Below are 18,581 nucleotides of genomic sequence, written 5' to 3'. Positions count from 1 at the left end.
GTTCAACTAGTTATATTATACATTCTAAAAGAAAGAATTAAAAGACTTTTATGCAGTGAACAGTAATTATTTTATCCTGTGTAAAAATAACAGCTTTCAAGCTGATAGTAAACAATAGGTCTTATTCAGGTGGCTACTATTTTTCTAGACTGAAGAAGCTTGCTCAACAAAGCTTGCGACCGCCTCGCCATCGCCTTCCTTCAACAGCTGAACAATCTTACTACCAACAACTACACCGGCACAGCTCTTCCTGAAGCGATTGACATGATCGATAGTAGCTACGCCGAATCCTGCGAGTACTGGCTTATCGCTTACTTGTTGAATAAATTTCAGGTGCTCATCCAGCTCCTCTTGATAATCACGACCGGTTCCCGTCACACCATTCACTGCTACAGCATAGATGAACCCCTCTCCTTCTTCTACTAGTTGTTTTATTCGTTCTCTCGGCGTGGTCAATGCTACTAGCGGTATCAACGAAATATCTGTCTGTTCCAGCAGTGGTTCCAAGTATCCTTTGTGCTCATAAGGCATATCTGGAATGATCAGTCCTTTCACAGGTGTCTTTTCTAATTCTGTGACTAAGCGTTCCAGACCAAAAGAAAATAGCGGGTTAAGATAACTCATAAAAATCAGTGGTATCTCTGTCTCAATGGATTGAAGAACAGCAATGATTTTCTCTAAAGTCACTTTTCGATTCAACGCCTCAAGTCCGGCCGCTTGAATGACTGGACCATCGGCAACCGGATCTGAAAAAGGAATCCCCAGTTCGATAGCACTTGCACCAGCTTTTTCCAATAAATGAATTTCGTCTGCTAAATGCTCTAATCCCTGTGCACCTGCCATGATATATGGAACAATGATTGTCTGGCCCTGCTCTTGTTTTTCTTTTAACCGTTTATCCAATGTTTTCATTCCTCTGCCCCCTTCGCCAAAAGTTCTTTGATTTGCTGCACATCTTTATCGCCTCTCCCTGACAGACAGACAATGATCTTTTTATCGGAACCAAGCTCTTTCGCTACTTTGACCGCATGACTGATTGCATGAGCACTCTCCAACGCAGGAATGATTCCTTCTGTTCGGCAGAGCAATTGAAAGGCTTCTAATGCCTCATCATCTGTCGCAAACGCGTAACTCGCTCGACCTGTGTCATTTAAATGGCAGTGTTCCGGACCAAGTCCAGGATAATCAAGCCCAGCTGAAATGGAAAAAGCTTCCTGTACTTGCCCAGCTTCATCCTGCAAAAGTTTCATCATCGCACCATGTAAAATCCCAGTCCGCCCTTTATTGACTGAAGCCGCATGAGCCCCTGTTTCTAATCCCATCCCTGCAGCTTCTACACCGATCAATGCAACGTCATCATTGATAAACGGGTAAAAGATACCCATTGCATTGCTTCCGCCGCCGACACAGGCCACCACTGCATCCGGCAACTCACCTTCCGCTGCTAAAAACTGTCGGCGGGCTTCCGTTCCAATGATACTCTGATAATCACGAACGATCTCAGGAAATGGATGCGGTCCTAAAACAGACCCCATCACATAATGGGTATCTTCTACATTGGCAACCCAATAGCGTAACGCCTCATTCACCGCATCCTTCAACGTCTTACTGCCAGATTCGACACTCTCGACCTTTGCACCCAACAACTCCATTCGAAAGACATTCAATGATTGACGAGCGACATCGACCGCCCCCATGAAAACTGTACATTCCATACCAAACAATGCAGCGACTGTCGCCGTAGCTACACCATGCTGCCCGGCACCTGTTTCTGCAACTACCTTGGTTTTCCCCATTTTCTTCGCTAATAAAATTTGGCCGATCGTGTTGTTGATTTTATGCGCTCCTGTATGGTTTAAATCTTCCCGTTTCAAATAAATTTTCGCTCCGCCGATTTGCTCACTCAGGCGTTGTGCGTAATACAGGGGATTCTCTCGCCCCACATATTGCTTTAGATAATAACTTAGTTCTTCTTGAAATGCTTCATCCGTTTTAGATGCTTCATATACTTCTTCCAATTCTTTCATTGCATACATCAAGGTTTCGGGAACAAATTGACCGCCGTATTTCCCGTAGAATCCCTCTTTTGTTGGTTGTTTATACATCAAATATCCCCCTTTGCTTTCTTCAAAAACGCACTGATTTTTTCAAGATCCTTTTCTCCATTTGTTTCCACGCCACTGGATACATCAACTGCATAAGGCGCGAACACCGCTTTCGCCTGTTGCACATTTTCGATCGTCAATCCTCCGGCAATAAAGACCTTCTTTTCCCCAAGCTTCTCTCTAGTCAGCTGCTCCCAATCAAACGTCTCGCCATTTCCACCTGCATATTGCTGTGGCGGTGCATCAAAGAGTACATAATCTGCCGTAGACTCAGAAATGATCGTTTCCGATAAGTCGCCATTAACTGAAATTGCTGAAATAAGTGGAACAGATGGCTTTTTATCCAATTGCTTTCCATGAATCTGGACGATATCCAGACCGGCTATTTCAATAATCCGCTCTACTTCTTCTAACGATGGGGAGACAAACACGCCGACTTTTTTCACTTCCGATGGAACATCTGCCGTAATTTCTCTCACCAATTCCGGCAGGATTTTTCGTTTACTCTTCGCAAACACAAAACCGATAAAATCTGCCCCATTCGTAACAGCTGTGTCTACAGCTTCCTTCGTTTTTAATCCACAAATTTTGACCTTCATCGTGCCACCTGCAATTCTTTGACTTTTTCCAACGGTGAGGCTGCTCGCATCAAGGTCTCACCGACTAAAATCCCTTGATAGTTGGTACAAACCTGCGCGACCTGATCTGCGGTTTCAAAACCAGATTCACTGATATAGACTGCATCTGTTTTTTGCAGCTTCCCTAGCTCAATACTCGTTTCCAGCGACACCTCAAAGGTTTTCAGGTTCCGATTGTTTACACCAATCAACGGAGCGCCCAGCTTCTCTGCTATTTCCTGCTCCTTTTGATCGTGTACTTCCATCAAAACTTCCAAGCCCAACTCTTGGGCCTGCTTATACAACATACTTAAGCGCCGCTTTGACAAAGCTGCTACTATCAGAAGCACCATCGTTGCACCGGCATTTCTTGCTCGGATCAGCTGCTTGTCATCAATGATAAAATCCTTGCACAGTACCGGAATAGCTACAGCTGCCGCAACTTCTCTCAGCGTTTCAATCGAGCCATTGAAAAATTGTTCGTCTGTCAGCACTGAGATAGCTGAGACGCCCGCTTTTTCATATATTTTTGCTTGTTTAACACTGTCTACAGCTAAATTGATTGTTCCTTTTGATGGGGAAGCACGCTTGATTTCCCCAATGAGATGTATGCGACTTGGCTGATTTTTTACACGTTCACAAAAAGAGTCAGTCTTTCTTAACGGTTGTAGATTCTCGAGCGGCATCGCCTCAACCTCAGATACCTTCTTCAACAATATCTTCTCTAAAAAATCCATACTAAGCGACCTCCCTTTGTACAGTAAGAAACTCCTGCAGCTTATCCATCGCAGCTCCGTCTTTTACACATTGACGAGCAAGTAAAATACCTTCTTCAACAGAAGTGGTTCTACCATTACTGAAAAAACCAAGACCGGCATTAAATAAAACTGTATCCAAATACGGACTTTGCTCATTCTTTAATACTGAATATAAAATCGATGTATTTTGTTCAGCATTTCCCCCGCGAATTGCCTCTAAGGAAATCCGTTCAAAGCCAACTTCCTCCGGCTCAATACTGACCCTACTAATTTTACCGTTTTCTAATAATGCGTAATGGGTCGTTCCTGTTAATGAGGCTTCGTCCAAATGACCACCACCATTGACCACCACTGCTCGTTCTCGCCCAAGCTCGCCTAAAGTCTTAGCTGTTTCCTCTAGTAAGTCCAAGCGATAGGTGCCCATCAGCTGCGAGCTTAACGCGATAGGGTTGGTTAAAGGTCCAATCAAATTCAAAATCGTCGGGGTTCCCAGCTCTTTGCGCACCTTCATGACATGACGCATATTCGGATGCATATGTGGTGCAAACAAGAAAGCCAGTCCTACCTCATTCAACAGTACTTCCAGCTTTTCTGCTGAAAGTGTCATTTCAACACCTAAATGCTCGAAAATATCTGCACTACCTGAACGGCTAGAAATACTTCGATTGCCATGCTTGGCCACTGTTACTTCGCCGGAAGCTAGTACAAAAGCTGCGGTTGTGCTGATATTGAAGCTATTGGAGCGATCACCGCCTGTGCCGCAATTGTCCATGATATTTTCTCTCTGACAATTGATTTTCATCGCTTTGCTTTGAATCGTTTCAGCAATCCCGGCCATTTCCTCCGCCGTTTCACCTTTGCATTTCATCGCTGTTAGAAAAGAAGAGAGCTGACTGTCCGTCAAACGACCTTCAAATATTTCTTCGGCAATCTGTTTTGTCTCTTCTTTAGACAGATGCTCTTTTTGATAAATTTTTTCAAATAGTTCATTCATTGATTTTCCCTCCACAACATTGAATAAAGTTCTTGATTATTTTTTCTCCCACAGCTGTCCCAATCGATTCGGGATGAAATTGAATGCCAAATAGCGGGTAATTGTTATGTTCAATAGCCATGATTTCCTGGTCTTCTTCTGATTGCGCAACGACATGAAAGTCCGTCAGCTCTGCGTCTCTATCGATCACTAGCGAATGGTAACGAATAACCGGAAAGCTCTCATCGATCCCATTGAACAAGCGCCCTTTTTTCTGCCTGACCATCGATGATTTTCCATGATAGATTTGCTCTGCCTGTTGGATTGTTTCTCCAAAAGCGTGTCCGATAGCCTGATGCCCCAAGCAAATACCTAAAATCGGTTTTTCTTTGTAAAAACGACGGATTACTTGAAGAACAGAATCGACCTCCTGTGGTGTGCCCGGACCGGGAGAAATGATGATTCCATTCGCTTCGCTTGCTAAATCCATTAGCTCCGACACATCGTTTCTGACAACAATCAGTTCGACAGACTCTCCGACCAATTGCGCTAGATTATACGTAAAAGAATCATAATTATCGATCAACAAAATCATTCTCCCACCTCCAATAATGCCTTGGCTTTTTGTAATGTTTCCTCGTATTCCTTCTCAGGGTCAGAATCATAAACGATACCGGCTCCAGCTTGGACATACGCTTTTCCTTTATGAATGACCATCGTCCGAATTGCTATAGCAAAATCTGACTGATCATTTTTAGATAAATAGCCGACCGCTCCGGCGTAGATTCCTCTTTTCACTGGTTCAAGCTCATAGATTCGCTGCATCGCTCGAATTTTCGGCGCTCCACTAACTGTTCCGGCAGGTAAGGTAGCTTTCAAGGCATCCATTGCCGTGTGATCCTTTTTCAATTTCCCTGTCACAACGGAAACAATGTGCATCACGAAACGATATTTCTCAATGATCATATAGGTCGGCACTTCTACCGTCCCAATCACACTGATTTTTCCAATGTCATTTCGCCCTAAATCGATCAGCATCAAATGCTCTGCTCGTTCTTTTTCATCCTGTAGCAGCTCCGTCTCCAACCGATGATCCTCCTCAGCCGTCTCACCTCGTTTTCTGGTGCCCGCAATCGGGTTGGTTGTCACGATTCCATCCTTTACACTGACGAGACGCTCCGGCGAAGAACCGATAATAAACGTCTCTGTAAAATCGATAAAATAAAGATAAGAAGAAGGATTTTCTACACGTAATCGGCGGTAATAATCAAATGGCTCATTAAGACACTCTGCTGTCAATCGTTGCGAGGGGACCATTTGAAACATGTCTCCTGCGGTAATATACTGCTTGATTTTCTGAACAGTGTGTTGAAAATCTGCTTTAGAAAAATTGCTAGTATAGCTCATTTTTTTCAATGTTACTTTTTTCATCTCTGCTTCTGATACTCGTTGCAACTCTAATGCTGTTTGTTCTAGTGCTGCTTCCAACTCTTCTTCTGATCGTCCCGAGTAACTGTCTGATTCCACTAGTAATATCTGTTCTTTGATATGGTCAAAAACCAAATACGAATCGAATAAGTAAAAATGAATATCTGGTACCCCAAGCTCGTCTGTAGGTATTTGTCCTAGCTGTTCATAGCTGGCGATGACATCATAGCCGACATAGCCAATTCCACCGCCTTGAAATGGGAGTCCCTCTACAGGTGATTCTGAGACGAGTATCTGCTTTTCTAGTTCCTTTAAAGGATCAGCGACCTGATACGGCGGCGTGCCGGAAATCTTGAACAGTTTCCCTTCTACAGTAATCTCCTTCACCGGATTCCACGCAATGATCGTGTATCTTCCTTGCCCTTTATCTCTGGGTATACTTTCCAACAGACATTTATTTTTACCGTTAATTCTCAAAAATGCGGAAACTGCTGTTAAATAATCTGCTTGTAGCTCCTTCGTTCTCTGCATCATTCTTTCCCTCCATCTCATTTTTTCTGCTCTATAAAGCCAAACAAAAAGCCCTCAGAAAACAAACCAGTTGTTTTCTGAGGGCGAATAATCAGTTTATCCACGGTACCACCTCATTGAAAAAATATAGCTTCGATCAATCCGATGACCCGAAAAAAACAAAAAACCCCCAAACCATAAAAAACTATGGTTTGAGGGTGAAAGTTCACGGTGCCACCTCAATATCGAAAGAATACATCTTTCCTCTTTATCAGTCGTCTAACAACGACCTTTCTCTATAACGGGAGTTCCCGGAATTACCTACTATGATTCAGTATTTCGCTCGAAAGTCCATTCACAATTCCTTCCCTACTGATTTCCACCGCCATCAGCTCGCTGTAAAGTACGGAAATTGCTACTCCTCTTTCTCAAAGCTTTGATATTGTTAACTATATTATTAGAAAACTCTCATTTTGTCAACAAGTTTTTCTTGAAATCATAAAAGATGTGCCAGAAATATTTTTATTATAAAGAGTTTCCCTTTAAAACATAGCCTTTACGTCTGTTGTTTATGCAAAATTGGTCAATTTTATGTTATAATGCCAATGAAGAGAGATATGCGTCAACATATCCCTCGATGTAGAACCGCTTAAGACGGTAGCATAGTTTAATACAGTAAAGAAATAACCGCAAAACTGGCTAAAGTTTATCTGCGGTTATTTCTTTTGTCTTTTTTTAGCAAGTCAACAACCAAGTGTACTAACGCAATAACAAACATGCTAAAGCTGATTAGTAACTGGATTGTCTCTAATGCTGACAAAACGGCTTTCTCCTTTCATAGATTTAGCACTTACATACATAAGCACCACCTCCTCCAGAAGTAGCCACCGCCATAAACTTTTCTACACTTAGTAGTATAGCATATTTGAACTTCTTTATTAGTCAAATCTTATCTCCAGTCTCAACAATCGATCCACCACCATAGAGAAATCCTCCACCTGGTGTAACTAAAAATGTGTCCGAGTCCTCATGCTCATCGTAATCAGTAAACCAACTGTATCCACCGAACCCTTTTACTTTAGCGTTGTTTTGAGTGGGTGGCTCTGATACAATGTTAGTAATTTCTTGGTTCGACTATTGCTGATAGGTGAAGCGATTACATAGGATTATTTCGGAGGATAAAACATGAATTCAACAGTTACTTTCTATGTTACTCGACATGGAGAAACATTACTTAACCATTTACATAAAGCACAAGGTTGGGTAGATTCCCCATTAACTGAAAGAGGAATCCAAACAGCCTCACAACTAGGACTACAACTGAAAAATATTCAATTTTCGTCTGCATTTTCCAGTGATACATCCAGAGCTTTACAGACTGGAAAAACCATATTGACTGCACAGGGACAAAATGAACTGCCAGTTATTACTGATAAAAGGCTCCGTGAGTGGTGTTTGGGCTGTTGGGAAGCAGAAAATAATGATAAGTTTATTTCTAGTATGATGAATGAATTACAGATACAAAATGATTTTTCAGAACTTAATTTCCGTCTGCCGGAAGTTCATGAGATTATTTATAAATCCGACATAACAGGTATGGTTGAACCGTTTCATATGATTATGGATAGATTGGAAAGTTTTCTCAAAGATACAGGTGATAATTTTATTCACTTGAATAATCCAAACGTCCTGATTGTTACTCATGCTTTTACTATTAAAACATTGATGTATTTGTTCTCAAAAGAAATGTTGCGAAAAAAACCTAAAATCAAAAATGTTGATATTATTACTATTAAATGGGATGGTAAAAATTTTTCTATCCATACATGATAAGCATAATACGACTTTGCGGCTCAGGGCGATAATGCGAGTTAAGAAAATATCTGGAAATATGGCGCAAGATGTTTACAACAGCCAATATGGAAAGGTGAAATATATCGAAAAGGATAATGTCGCACTACTTACATAGAAACAGAAATGCAGTTATGCTCCTTTTTGATCCCGGATCACACTGACATGTTACCGGTCCAGCTGCCTAACTCTGGTAACCGATGGTGAAAGCTTTAGATAATATTAATATTGACATTATAATAATTATAATTTACTATATTACTTACCAACAACAACCTTTTTATTTTTCATATTACTCTTTAGAGTAATACTCCTTTTTGGCTGTCTCAGTTTTGAGAGAGCCTTTTTCTTATCTCAAAAACGTCCGTTTCTAAGAGCATTTCCTCAGAGTTAGCAACCTTTGATAATAGTCTTGCCAACCTGCACTTCTTTAGCCGCACTCATCAAACTAGTTTCATGTCTAAGATAACTTTCGACAATTCTTATACACTATTCCGGACTGGGCTTCGTCCTTCTTTTTCTCATAACAAATACCCCTATCTAGGATTTAATTATTTCTCTGTCCTAGATAAGGGTAGTATACCTAAATCAGGCTGCTCACATCTCTTTCTATTTGTCGCTCATCTATTCTTTCACATTCTCTTTAATGATTTCAACAATCGTAAGGAGAGCTTGTTCCATAGCTTCCAGAGTAATAAACTCATATTGTCCATGAAAATTCTCCCCACCTGTAAAGAGGTTCGGTGTCGGTAAGCCAAGATAGGAAATTTTTGACCCATCTGTTCCACCACGAAATGGCGCAATTTTCGGCTCTATTTCAAGATTTTTCATCGCCTGTACAGCTAACTCTACAGGGCGCATGTCTTTTTCGATAATCTCTTTCATATTGTAATACTGATCCTGAATAGTAATCGTGCATCTTGGCCGATCCAGCTCTGCATTCATTCGTTGAACTGATTCCTGTAGAAATACTTTTCGTTGCTCAAATAACTGTTTATCATGATCACGAATAATATAAACTAGCTCAGCATGATCGATCGTTCCTGAAAACTTATTCAATAGATAAAAACCTTCATCCCCTTGTGTCTTCTCTGGGACTTCCTCGACAGGCAATAATGCATCTAATTGCTCACCAACCTTTATCGCATTGACCATCATACCGTAGGCTGTTCCCGGATGCACACTGGTACCTTCGATTTCGATCACTGCCTGTGCAGCATTAAAGGTTTCATATTCAAAACTACCGACCCTACCACTATCTACAGTATAAGCAAACTGCGCAGGGAAGCTTGCTACATCGAAGCGGTCTGCCCCTTGACCGATTTCCTCGTCTGGTCCAAACGCAATCCAGATATCGCCGCGAACGATCTCAGGGTAAGCTATCAAATAGTCTACTGCGCCAAGAATTTCTACGATCCCCGCTTTATCATCTGCTCCAAGTAATGTTGTGCCGTCAGTCGTAATCAGCGTCTGCCCGACATAATCCTTCAAATTAGGAAATTCTGATACTTCCATAGTAATCCCGAGCGCTGGATTCAGCACAACATCCTTTCCATCATAGGCTGGAAATAGCTGAGGATCGATTCCCTCTGCATTGAAATCAGCGGTGTCCAGATGTGCGATAAATCCAATTGCCGGAATCTCACGATCTGTATTTTTAGGAAGACGTGCGGACAAGAACCCATTTCCCTCATTGTAATTAATATCTGACAACCCTATCTCATGAAGCTCCGCTTCAATTATTTTCGCTAACTCTACTTGCCCCGCTGTTGTTGGTACAGTCTGACTCGTCGCATCAGATCGAGTATTCACTTTTACATAGCGGATAAAGCGTTCCAATAATTTGCTCATGTCATACGTGCTCCTATTCTTCCACATACGCTGTTCTTAGATTAAAATAATCGCCATATAGGTGATAACTGATTCCTTTAAGCTTTGGATTGATCAGATAGTTTGATGCACTTTGGTAGATTGGTACTTGTGCCGCATCTTCGTTCAACAGAATATCTTCTGCTTTTTTATAGTCTTCAAACTGTTTGTCCGGTGTATTGGCATCTACTGTCTTTGCATCATTCACTAGCTTGTCGTATGCGGCATTTTCATAACCGCCATAGTTATAAGAAGAATTACCTACATACAAGTTAAAGTATGAATCCAAATCACTACTTCCTGCGATCCAACCTGATAGAGACAATTCATAGTTTTTATCCTTACGAGATTGAGTCACATTGTTTTTCGGCTGGGCAGAAATCACGATTTCCAGTCCTTCCAGATTATCCTGCAATTGGCTTTGAATATACTCAGCTACTTTCTTCCCTTGGTCATCATCAGAGGCAAGTAACGTCAGTTTGACTTTATCTCCCAATTCCTTTTGCGCCTTTTTCCATTCTGCTTGAGCTAGCTCAACGTCATATACCAAACGATCACCACTATAGGCTCTGAAGTCTTCTGAAGTTTCCGGATTCGTATAAAGGTTTGCAGGAATTAGACCATTTAACGGCTTAGAACCGTCATTCAATACACTCGTAGTCAAAGCATCTTTATCGATTGCCTGAGCGATTGCTTTACGAAGGTTGACATTGGCTAAAGGTGTTCCTGCTTTTTTATTGAAATCCAGGTAATTGTTTGCGACGTCTGAATGGGTGATATAGCCAGGATCATTGCTGTATTGCTGTACATATTGACCGCTGATACGTGTTAAATCCAATTCATCCGACTGGTATAAGTTGATCCCTGTATTCTCTTCTTTAACTGTGCTGACAGCAACCTCTTCCAGCTTCACTTCGTCTGCTGCATAATATTCAGGATTCTTTTTCAATGTCCATGTATCAGAAGACGCATTCCAATCCGCCAATGTATACGGGCCACTATAAATCAAATGCTCACTATCTGAGCCATAAGCCTCACCCTGCTCAGTCACATAAGCTTCATTTTGGGGTGCCAACCAACCGATTGCTACAACAGCTAAAAACGATGGTTGTGCCTGATCCAACGTCACGATAAATTGATTATCCTTTGCTTCAATCCCCAGCTCTGCAACTGGTTTTTCTCCTGTTCGGATCGCCTTGCTATTTTTAACATTATCCAATAGATATGCATTTGGTCCAATCGTTGCAGGTTCGACGAGTCGCTTCCATGAAAATTCAAAATCCTTCGCGGTGATCGGCTCGCCATTACTCCATTTAATATCGTCACGTAAGGTAAATGTATAAGTCAAGCCATCCTCGCTGACATCGATCGTTTCAGCCAACCCCGGAATTGGCTTGCTATCATCGTCAAAGCGGCTTAAGCCTTCAAATAAGTGTTGAATCATCGTAAACGTATTTTTATCCATCGCTTGTGTTGTATCCAGTGTTGAGATAGGCGCTGGTGAACTAATTGCTATTTTTTGTTCTACTACTGTCTCCTTCTCACTGCTCTTGGATGTTTCTGCTGCTCCACCCCCGCAGGCCGTCAATAACAAGCCCACTACTACAAGTCCTGTTGCGATCACTTTTTTCTTCATACTTTTTTCCTCCTCATTTACATATACTATCTACAAACTCATGAATGTGTGTGGCACGGGTGTCTCAATCGATCTCAAAGACACAAAAAAAGCCCTCATCCTTAAAAAGGACGAGAGCTTGAGCTATCGCGGTACCACCTTTAATTGACTATATAAAGTCCACTCTACCAGTACAAACATACTGTGGCGCTATAACAGGCGCTCCTGTACTGGTTTAAACTAGTCAACCAATCTGTTCAAAGGCCATTTTCTTCTTCAGCGTCACTGTCTCTTCCCACCACGCGAGACTCTCTTGGAGTTATTCTGAAAAGTACTTTCCTTCTCTTCACATTTTCATAAATAATATGTTAATGAGAATTCTAACAGATATTTTTTTTATAGTCAATTCATTTTATTATCTTTTTTTAATCCAATGCTTTTGTTACATCTTCGATCATTAAATGAACAGACTCCAGACCACCACCGCTTAAATACCATACATCCGGCTGCAGCGTGATCACTTTACCATTTTTCCCAGCATTTGTCTGTTTGATCAGTTCGTTATCGGTAATGTTATCATTTGTAGTATCGCCACCGATTGCTTGTGTCCGATCTACTACAAACAAAATATCTGGATTTTTTTCCAACACATATTCGAATGAAACACTTTGACCATGTGTTGAAGCTTCGATGTTTTCATCTGCTTGCTTAAAACCGAAGGTATCATGGATGATACCAAAACGTGAGCCTTCTCCGTATGCTGACAGTTGTCCTTCGTTCAACAACACAACCAACGCTTTCTCATCTGTAGCCTCTGCTTTTTCCTTCACCTCTGTGATTTCATCTTCCAGCGTACTGATTTTTTCTTCTGCTTCGTCTTGCTTGTCGAAAATCTCAGCTAGCGTTTCAATGTTTTTCTTCGTAGAATTCCATGTATCTGAAGCATCTACAGACAAATAAATCGTTGGCGCAATATTGCTTAAGTCTTCTTTGAAGTCTTGTTGACGCCCAGAGATGATGATTAATTCCGGTTGCAGCTCATTGATTTTTTCTAAGTCAGGTTCCTTGATGCCGCCTGCTGATTCAACATCTGCATAATCACTCAGGTATTCCGGCAGATTAGCTGTTGGCGCACCGATGACTGTATCACCAACACCTAACGCATCCAATGTATCTAATGAACCATTATCAAATACAACGACCTTCTTCGGATTTTTTGGTACTTCCACGGATCCTTCAGAATCCTCTACAGTGATCGTCGTTGCCTCTTCACTGCTTGCTGTGGATGAATCTGCAGATTCTGCTTTGTCTCCACTATTACCACAAGCACCTAATGCCAATAATGCTACTGTTGAAAATGCTACAAATGCTAAAACGTTCTTCTTCATTGTTTCCCTCCAAAATTTGATTGTTTTTAGTAAAACTCACTAACTATAGATATACTCTAACTAAAGTACATACAGAATCTTTTTCCTTCGATTTCGCAAATGCGAATGTTCATATCATATAAACGATTCAAGGTTTTCGACTGAATAATTTCGTCCGTACTACCATGAGCAAATAATTTTCCGTCTTTCATTGCCACAATTTCATCGGCGTAGCTCGCCGCAAAATTAATATCATGCAAAACAATAACCACGGTTTTACCAAGTTCGTCCACTAAGCGACGCAGAATCTGCATCATTTGAACCGCATAGTTCATATCTAAATTATTCAAGGGCTCATCCAACAAAATATAATCTGTGTCTTGCGCAATGACCATCGCAATGTATGCCCGTTGTAACTGCCCACCGGATAGCGTATCAATCAATGTCTCTGCCAGTTCAGTCAACCCAAGGTGCGCCAATGCTTCCTCTACTTTTTCAAGATCTGTCTTAGTCATGCGCCCTTTTGAGTAAGGAAAGCGACCAAAGCTGACCAGTTCTCTGACTGTCAACTTCAAACTGATATTGTTTGCCTGTTTGAGGATCGACAGTTTTTTCGACAGCTCATTTTGCTTCCAGGTTTTTACTTCATTGTGATCAAGATAGATTTCTCCTGTGTCCTTTGGAATCAGTCGGCTCATCATGGAAAGCAGCGTACTTTTTCCAGCGCCATTCGGTCCGATAAAAGCGGTCAGCTTCTGCTCCGCAACCGGTAACTGGACTTCTGATACAACCCGCTTGTCTCCATATTTCTTGGATACATTGTTGATTTCGATCATTTCTGCTGCTTCCTTTCACTGATTATTTTTCCAACAAAATAAATGCCGCCGCCAAACTCGATCACAATACTCAATGTCGTATTCAACGCGAATACCTGCTCAACTAAAAACTGCCCGAGAACAAGTAACAAGATGGCCAACAGACTTCCACCGATAAATAGCTCACGATGGCGATAGGTGCCCATTAGCTGATAGCTCATGTTCGCGACAATAAAGCCTAAAAACGTAACGGGACCTACCAAGGCGGTAGAAAGTCCAACGATACCGCTGATCACGATTAAAAGCATCAACTGAAACCTTGAAACTTCGATCCCCAAATTCATAGCCTGATCATGCCCCAAATGAAGCACGTCCAAAGAATGGCTTTGACTCCAAAGAAATGCAGTAAAAATCAGCATCAAAATTGCTGCAAGTACGAGATAATGACTGTTGACATTGCCAAAGCTGGCAAATAATTTTCCTTGCAGCAAATCATATTCATTTGGGTCCATGACCACTTGCAAAAATGTGCTGATACTATTGAAAAACGTGCCCAGTATCATCCCGATCATCAACAATAAGAATAAATCGTTTTTTCCTTTTCCTAACAAAAACTTAGAAAGCAAGATGCTGACACCCATCATAAGAACGATATTGCCTAAAAATTGTGGAATGGATTCCTGCCCTAAAATCACCTGTCCACCCATAAAAAAGAACAAAACGGTTTGAATAAATACGTATAGCGCATCTAACCCTAGAATATTAGGTGTTAGAAAATGATTTTGGGTCACTGTCTGAAAGCTGATCGTAGAAAAGGCCGCACCGATTCCAACCAATACAAACGCCGCCAGCTTCTTTCCCCTCAGTGCTAAAGCAAAGGACCAATTGCCATAGGTTTTGTACGTCAAATAGAGAAAGCTGACCAGTACTACACCACACAGCAACAGAAAAATCTTTGTCAGTGGATGCTTCATTCTATTCTTCATGCCGTTCGCCTCCTTAACAGGAGAGCAATAAAGATCACACTTCCTAATACACCGACTACAACGCTGACCGGGATTTCATAAGGTGCAATCACCACACGTGCTAAAATATCGCAAATCAGCAGAAAAACACTGCCGCCAATAGCTGTAACACTTAAGGTGTTTTTCATATGATCCCCATAATACATCGCAACCAAGTTGGGAACAATCACACCTAAAAACGGGATGCTTCCCACCATGATCAGTACAACTGCACTAGATAAAGCAACAATGCTCAAGCCGAGAAATTGTGTGCGTCGATAATTTAGCCCAACATTTGTCGCCAAATCTTCGCCCATACCAGCAATCGTAAAACGATAAGCAAATAAATAAATCAAAGCCAACAACGGCAATGTTAGGTAAAGCAGTTCATAGCTGCCCTTCATCACTGTCGAGAAATTCCCCTGCAGCCAGGAAGACATATTCTGTACTAGTTGAAATTGATACGCAAAAAACGTCGCGATCGAGCCAATGATGTTTCCAAACATCACACCGATCAAAGGGACCATCACTTGATTTTTTGCCGGTAGAAAACGAGTCAAAGAAAGAAAAATCAATGTCCCTGCCAATGCAAATAAAAAAGCGATGAACGACCGAAATAGCAATGGGGCTGTTGGGAAAAAGATCATAACGACCAAGATCCCCAAACGCGCACTATCCATTGTTCCTGCAGTCCCCGGTGAAACAAACTTGTTCTGCGTCAAATGCTGCATGATCAAACCGGAAATGCTGATCGTGCTGCCGGCAATCATTAAACTCACTGTCCTTGGTACTCTTGTAGTCAACAAAACTAGCTGTTGCTCAGAATTCCATTGAAAAAGCTGGGTAAAAGAAATATCTTTTACTCCAACGAATATCGATATGAAAGCCAAAAGGAGTAAGAACAAAAATAGGCCTATTTTTTTCATGTAGCTGCTCCTTTTCTAATTGAGAATGATTTTCATTCTTATTTATAGTTTATGCGAAAGCTGTTGCAAAAGCAACTTTTTTTGTGAAATATTTTACCAATTCATACTCAAGCCCATGATAGATATACTTTTCATTATTCAAAATATTTCTGTAGAATATGGTATAATCAAGGTAACTGAACAAGGAGGGGTAGGTTTGCTATCAGTGTATTTTAGCGTTTCGTACGCCACAAATGAAGCACTGGACTCCTGCAGTAGCTATGTCAAAACGACACAGCATCAATTTACACAATTTCACAAAATCAAGAAAGAGAGCTACTCTTTCCGATGCTTAAGAATAGCGTCATCAGAGATGATTTCTTGACTGTTCAGATAGTAGGCCACTAGAATAAAAGGAAACAGAAATCAGATACTAAAAAAAGTTTTCCACAGAAATAAAAGGAGGGTACAATGGCAAAAGATGAATTACAGAAGCATTTAGATAGTTCGCTCTATGGCGCACCGAAGCTCAAGCCAGATGAACAACGAAAATATATGGGGACCTTTAGAGAACGTTGTTATGTCACAATGACCATCGCACAGATGAAATCAGAGAGAGATAAAAAGAATTTTTTGAAAGAGTTGGCAGCCCACCCACAAGGGACTGTTTTACTGAATGGAAAAATGGACATGACCTTACAATCGGCCTACATTAAAATGATTAATGCACAAGGCGGTCGTTTTACAGTTGTCAATGAGGCACAAAGCAGTGAGCCTGATGCATTAGGCTTGGTTTTAGCTGCTGATCACGCGGTAGATATATCAGAAGTAGATATCGACAAAAAGTATCCGGCTACGCCCGAACCAAAGCCTGTTGAAAAAGAAAGCTTTTGGAAAAGTTTATTTCATTAGAAGGGGCTTGGATAACTCGATGATACTTGGCTACGTCAAGTACGCTCAAAATTAGGAGGGAATGACATGATCGAACAAGAGGTACTAAAAAGGGAATTGGCACAAGCGCTGACAACGCATATCCGATTATTGAAGGATGTTGAAGAGTTTGAAGCAGAACATGGTGACGCCTTAACCTTTATGATGCGTAGTTTTGGGTTTATGTTAGATGGTGCGCCGGAAATTCTCCTCGAAGAAAACGAAGAACCCCTTTACTATATGATGTTCCAATATTACAGCCTACTGACTGAGCTTAAATATAACTTGATCTTGAATTATCCTTACTCAAAACTCAACGGTCGGAAGGTTATCGACCTTGTCAATGATTTCCCTGTTACCTATGAAAAAGAAATGAAACAATGGTGGGAAGCGATGACTGGCTTAGAGGTAGAAGAAACCAAGCAGACGATTGCACTTAAAGAGCTGGAATACTAGCTAAAAAAAGCATTTAACCAACATAGAGAGTCTGTTGTTGGTCAAATGCTTTTTTCTTATTCGGATTAATTGAAATAACTATCCACTCTTGCCAAGCCTTGCGCCTTAATTTTGGCTATCGTTGCAGGCCCGATCCCTTTGACATTTTGCAGGTCATCTAAGCTATTAAATCCTGTAGTTTCTCTGTAATCAATGATTCTTTGCGCCAAGGTTGTCCCAATGCCATCAAGTAGCAATAATTCTTCATAGCTCGCCATCGTGATAGGGACATAGCGCTCCAGCACGACTTGGAAATTGCGGAAACTATATTCAGTTTGTTGACCGATGGTTTTTGCATCTACATCAATAAACATTTTGGTTGGGCCAGAGAAGCCCTCAGCGAAAGGAAGATAAAACTCTTGGTAGTCACTTCCATGGTAAGAATAGACGAAAGAACTCTCACTTCCACCGTACACGGGCGTTGTCCCATAGTTGAAATAGTTATAGTTAACATTATTGCCAACGGCAAATTGCGCTGTTGAGTCTCCCTGAACTAAAGCAGCTTCGAATCTTAGCACCGGATGAACAGAGATTATTCCTTGTTCCACATAGCTGCTTTTCAGCAAATCAACTGCTACAGCCAAAGAATGTGCTTCCGAAAACAGCACACCGGATTTTGAATTTTCATACGTTTCTTCTGAGCCTTCAAAATACTGTGTACGCTGTTCCGTTCGTGTATAACCAATATTCACCTGATTGGTGTTTTGAGAGTCAAAAATGTAATACCCTGTATCATCTACAGTTTCATCTAACTCCTTCAGTAAGGATGAATCCACTCTGAATATGCCATTTACTTCATTGAATCCGTCAAACTCGGTCACCATTCCGCCAGTCACATATGCTACTTGCGGTCTTCCTGGTTCTCCACCCCAAAAATCACCAAGGTCTCGCTTCATTCCGAGAGACCATTTCTCCCAAACAGATCCCTCAGCCGTTCGTGTAATCGACAGATTTCCATCTTGTTGAATTGTTGGAATAAATTGCAACCTCGTTTCTTCATTTCCTTCAATGATCATCTTTGCCTCAGCTTGCTCATTACCAAAACCAAGAGCTCCACCAAACACAGCACCCACAACAACCAAATAGCTAAACATACTTTTTGTCTTCATATTCCGCCTCCTAAATGATGTTTTATAACAATAATTATAGTCCTTCAAATAGCTAAACACAACGCTAAAAAGTAATTTAAACGTTATATTTAGTAAGCTCAAAAAATGTATATACTTAATTTATCTTGATGAAGATAACTTCCTAAAAATAACAAGATATCATATCCTAGAATGGGTAGATATAACGTAAAAAGAGCTTTTCCAGACAGTTGTACTATCTGAAAAAGCTC

At 41.1% G+C, this 18,581-nt stretch carries 18 protein-coding genes and 2 other annotated features; of the genes, 3 read left to right on the top strand and 15 right to left on the bottom strand.

Annotation, left to right across the window (positions count from 1 at the left end):
- Positions 1-144: 144 nt before the first annotated feature.
- The 8 genes from trpA to A5888_RS13880 all read right to left on the bottom strand — a co-directional run bounded on the left by trpA (position 145) and on the right by A5888_RS13880 (position 7,211).
- A complete protein-coding gene (gene trpA / locus A5888_RS13915) occupies positions 145-912 on the bottom strand; it encodes a tryptophan synthase subunit alpha (protein WP_086348630.1) in 768 nt (255 codons plus the stop codon).
- Positions 909-2,105 carry a tryptophan synthase subunit beta gene (gene trpB, locus A5888_RS13910; protein ID WP_086348629.1) on the bottom strand — a complete coding sequence of 399 codons (1,197 nt, stop codon included), beginning with the start codon at positions 2,103-2,105 and terminating at the stop codon, positions 909-911. The genes trpA and trpB overlap by 4 nt, the downstream gene beginning before the upstream one ends.
- Positions 2,105-2,704, bottom strand: a complete 600-nt coding sequence (locus tag A5888_RS13905) for a phosphoribosylanthranilate isomerase (protein ID WP_086348628.1) — start codon at positions 2,702-2,704, stop codon at positions 2,105-2,107. Before A5888_RS13905 ends, trpB begins: the two co-directional genes overlap by 1 nt.
- Positions 2,701-3,459 (bottom strand): indole-3-glycerol phosphate synthase TrpC, encoded by a 759-nt coding sequence (trpC, locus tag A5888_RS13900; protein ID WP_086348627.1) that lies wholly within the window; start codon positions 3,457-3,459, stop codon positions 2,701-2,703. Before trpC ends, A5888_RS13905 begins: the two co-directional genes overlap by 4 nt.
- 1 nt (position 3,460) lies before the next feature.
- Positions 3,461-4,474 carry an anthranilate phosphoribosyltransferase gene (trpD, locus tag A5888_RS13895; RefSeq protein WP_086348626.1) on the bottom strand — a complete coding sequence of 338 codons (1,014 nt, stop codon included), beginning with the start codon at positions 4,472-4,474 and terminating at the stop codon, positions 3,461-3,463.
- The gene (locus A5888_RS13890) at positions 4,467-5,048 is read right to left on the bottom strand and encodes an anthranilate synthase component II (protein WP_086348625.1); all 582 of its coding nucleotides are present in this window, start codon (positions 5,046-5,048) and stop codon (positions 4,467-4,469) included. The genes trpD and A5888_RS13890 overlap by 8 nt, the downstream gene beginning before the upstream one ends.
- Positions 5,045-6,412, bottom strand: coding sequence for an anthranilate synthase component I (trpE, locus tag A5888_RS13885; RefSeq protein WP_086348920.1), 1,368 nt, complete (start codon positions 6,410-6,412; stop codon positions 5,045-5,047). The genes A5888_RS13890 and trpE overlap by 4 nt, the downstream gene beginning before the upstream one ends.
- Positions 6,413-6,602: 190 nt before the next feature.
- Positions 6,603-6,832, bottom strand: a binding site (T-box leader).
- Between the two features lie 265 nt (positions 6,833-7,097).
- Positions 7,098-7,211 (bottom strand): putative holin-like toxin, encoded by a 114-nt coding sequence (locus A5888_RS13880; RefSeq protein ID WP_139843835.1) that lies wholly within the window; start codon positions 7,209-7,211, stop codon positions 7,098-7,100.
- Between the two features lie 365 nt (positions 7,212-7,576).
- Between A5888_RS13880 and A5888_RS13875 the strand changes: the two genes are divergently transcribed.
- Positions 7,577-8,221: a histidine phosphatase family protein gene (locus A5888_RS13875; protein ID WP_086348624.1), complete on the top strand. Its 645-nt coding sequence runs from the start codon at positions 7,577-7,579 to the stop codon at positions 8,219-8,221.
- Between the two features lie 645 nt (positions 8,222-8,866).
- Here the strand turns inward: A5888_RS13875 and pepT are convergent.
- The 6 genes from pepT to A5888_RS13845 form a co-directional block, all read right to left on the bottom strand.
- Positions 8,867-10,093: a peptidase T gene (gene pepT / locus A5888_RS13870; RefSeq protein ID WP_086348623.1), complete on the bottom strand. Its 1,227-nt coding sequence runs from the start codon at positions 10,091-10,093 to the stop codon at positions 8,867-8,869.
- Positions 10,094-10,106: 13 nt separating this feature from the next.
- Entirely contained in the window at positions 10,107-11,747 is a 1,641-nt protein-coding gene (locus A5888_RS13865) for a peptide ABC transporter substrate-binding protein (RefSeq protein WP_086348622.1), read from the bottom strand.
- A 103-nt stretch (positions 11,748-11,850) separates the two neighbouring features.
- Positions 11,851-12,082, bottom strand: a binding site (T-box leader).
- Between the two features lie 69 nt (positions 12,083-12,151).
- A complete protein-coding gene (locus A5888_RS13860) occupies positions 12,152-13,114 on the bottom strand; it encodes a siderophore ABC transporter substrate-binding protein (RefSeq protein WP_086348621.1) in 963 nt (320 codons plus the stop codon).
- Between the two features lie 56 nt (positions 13,115-13,170).
- Positions 13,171-13,929: an ABC transporter ATP-binding protein gene (locus A5888_RS13855; protein WP_086348620.1), complete on the bottom strand. Its 759-nt coding sequence runs from the start codon at positions 13,927-13,929 to the stop codon at positions 13,171-13,173.
- On the bottom strand, positions 13,926-14,882 hold the full coding sequence (locus A5888_RS13850; RefSeq protein WP_086348919.1) for an iron chelate uptake ABC transporter family permease subunit: 957 nt from the start codon (positions 14,880-14,882) through the stop codon (positions 13,926-13,928). Before A5888_RS13850 ends, A5888_RS13855 begins: the two co-directional genes overlap by 4 nt.
- A gap of 8 nt (positions 14,883-14,890) precedes the next feature.
- Positions 14,891-15,838 (bottom strand): ABC transporter permease, encoded by a 948-nt coding sequence (locus tag A5888_RS13845; RefSeq protein WP_086348619.1) that lies wholly within the window; start codon positions 15,836-15,838, stop codon positions 14,891-14,893.
- Between the two features lie 450 nt (positions 15,839-16,288).
- Here A5888_RS13845 and A5888_RS13840 point away from each other — a divergent pair, with 450 nt between their 5' ends.
- On the top strand, positions 16,289-16,729 hold the full coding sequence (locus tag A5888_RS13840) for a YueI family protein (protein WP_086348618.1): 441 nt from the start codon (positions 16,289-16,291) through the stop codon (positions 16,727-16,729).
- A 66-nt stretch (positions 16,730-16,795) separates the two neighbouring features.
- Entirely contained in the window at positions 16,796-17,203 is a 408-nt protein-coding gene (locus A5888_RS13835; RefSeq protein WP_086348617.1) for a hypothetical protein, read from the top strand.
- Between the two features lie 65 nt (positions 17,204-17,268).
- Here the strand turns inward: A5888_RS13835 and A5888_RS13830 are convergent, their stop codons facing one another.
- Complete coding sequence (locus A5888_RS13830; protein ID WP_212647189.1) at positions 17,269-18,351, bottom strand: ComEA family DNA-binding protein; 1,083 nt, start codon at positions 18,349-18,351, stop codon at positions 17,269-17,271.
- Positions 18,352-18,581 lie beyond the last annotated feature (230 nt).

Source organism: Enterococcus sp. 9E7_DIV0242 (genome assembly GCF_002140975.2).
Taxonomy (GTDB): domain Bacteria; phylum Bacillota; class Bacilli; order Lactobacillales; family Enterococcaceae; genus Enterococcus_L; species Enterococcus_L clewellii.
Note: the sequence above shows the minus strand (reverse complement) of the source record. Positions and strands in the feature narration are given on the sequence as shown.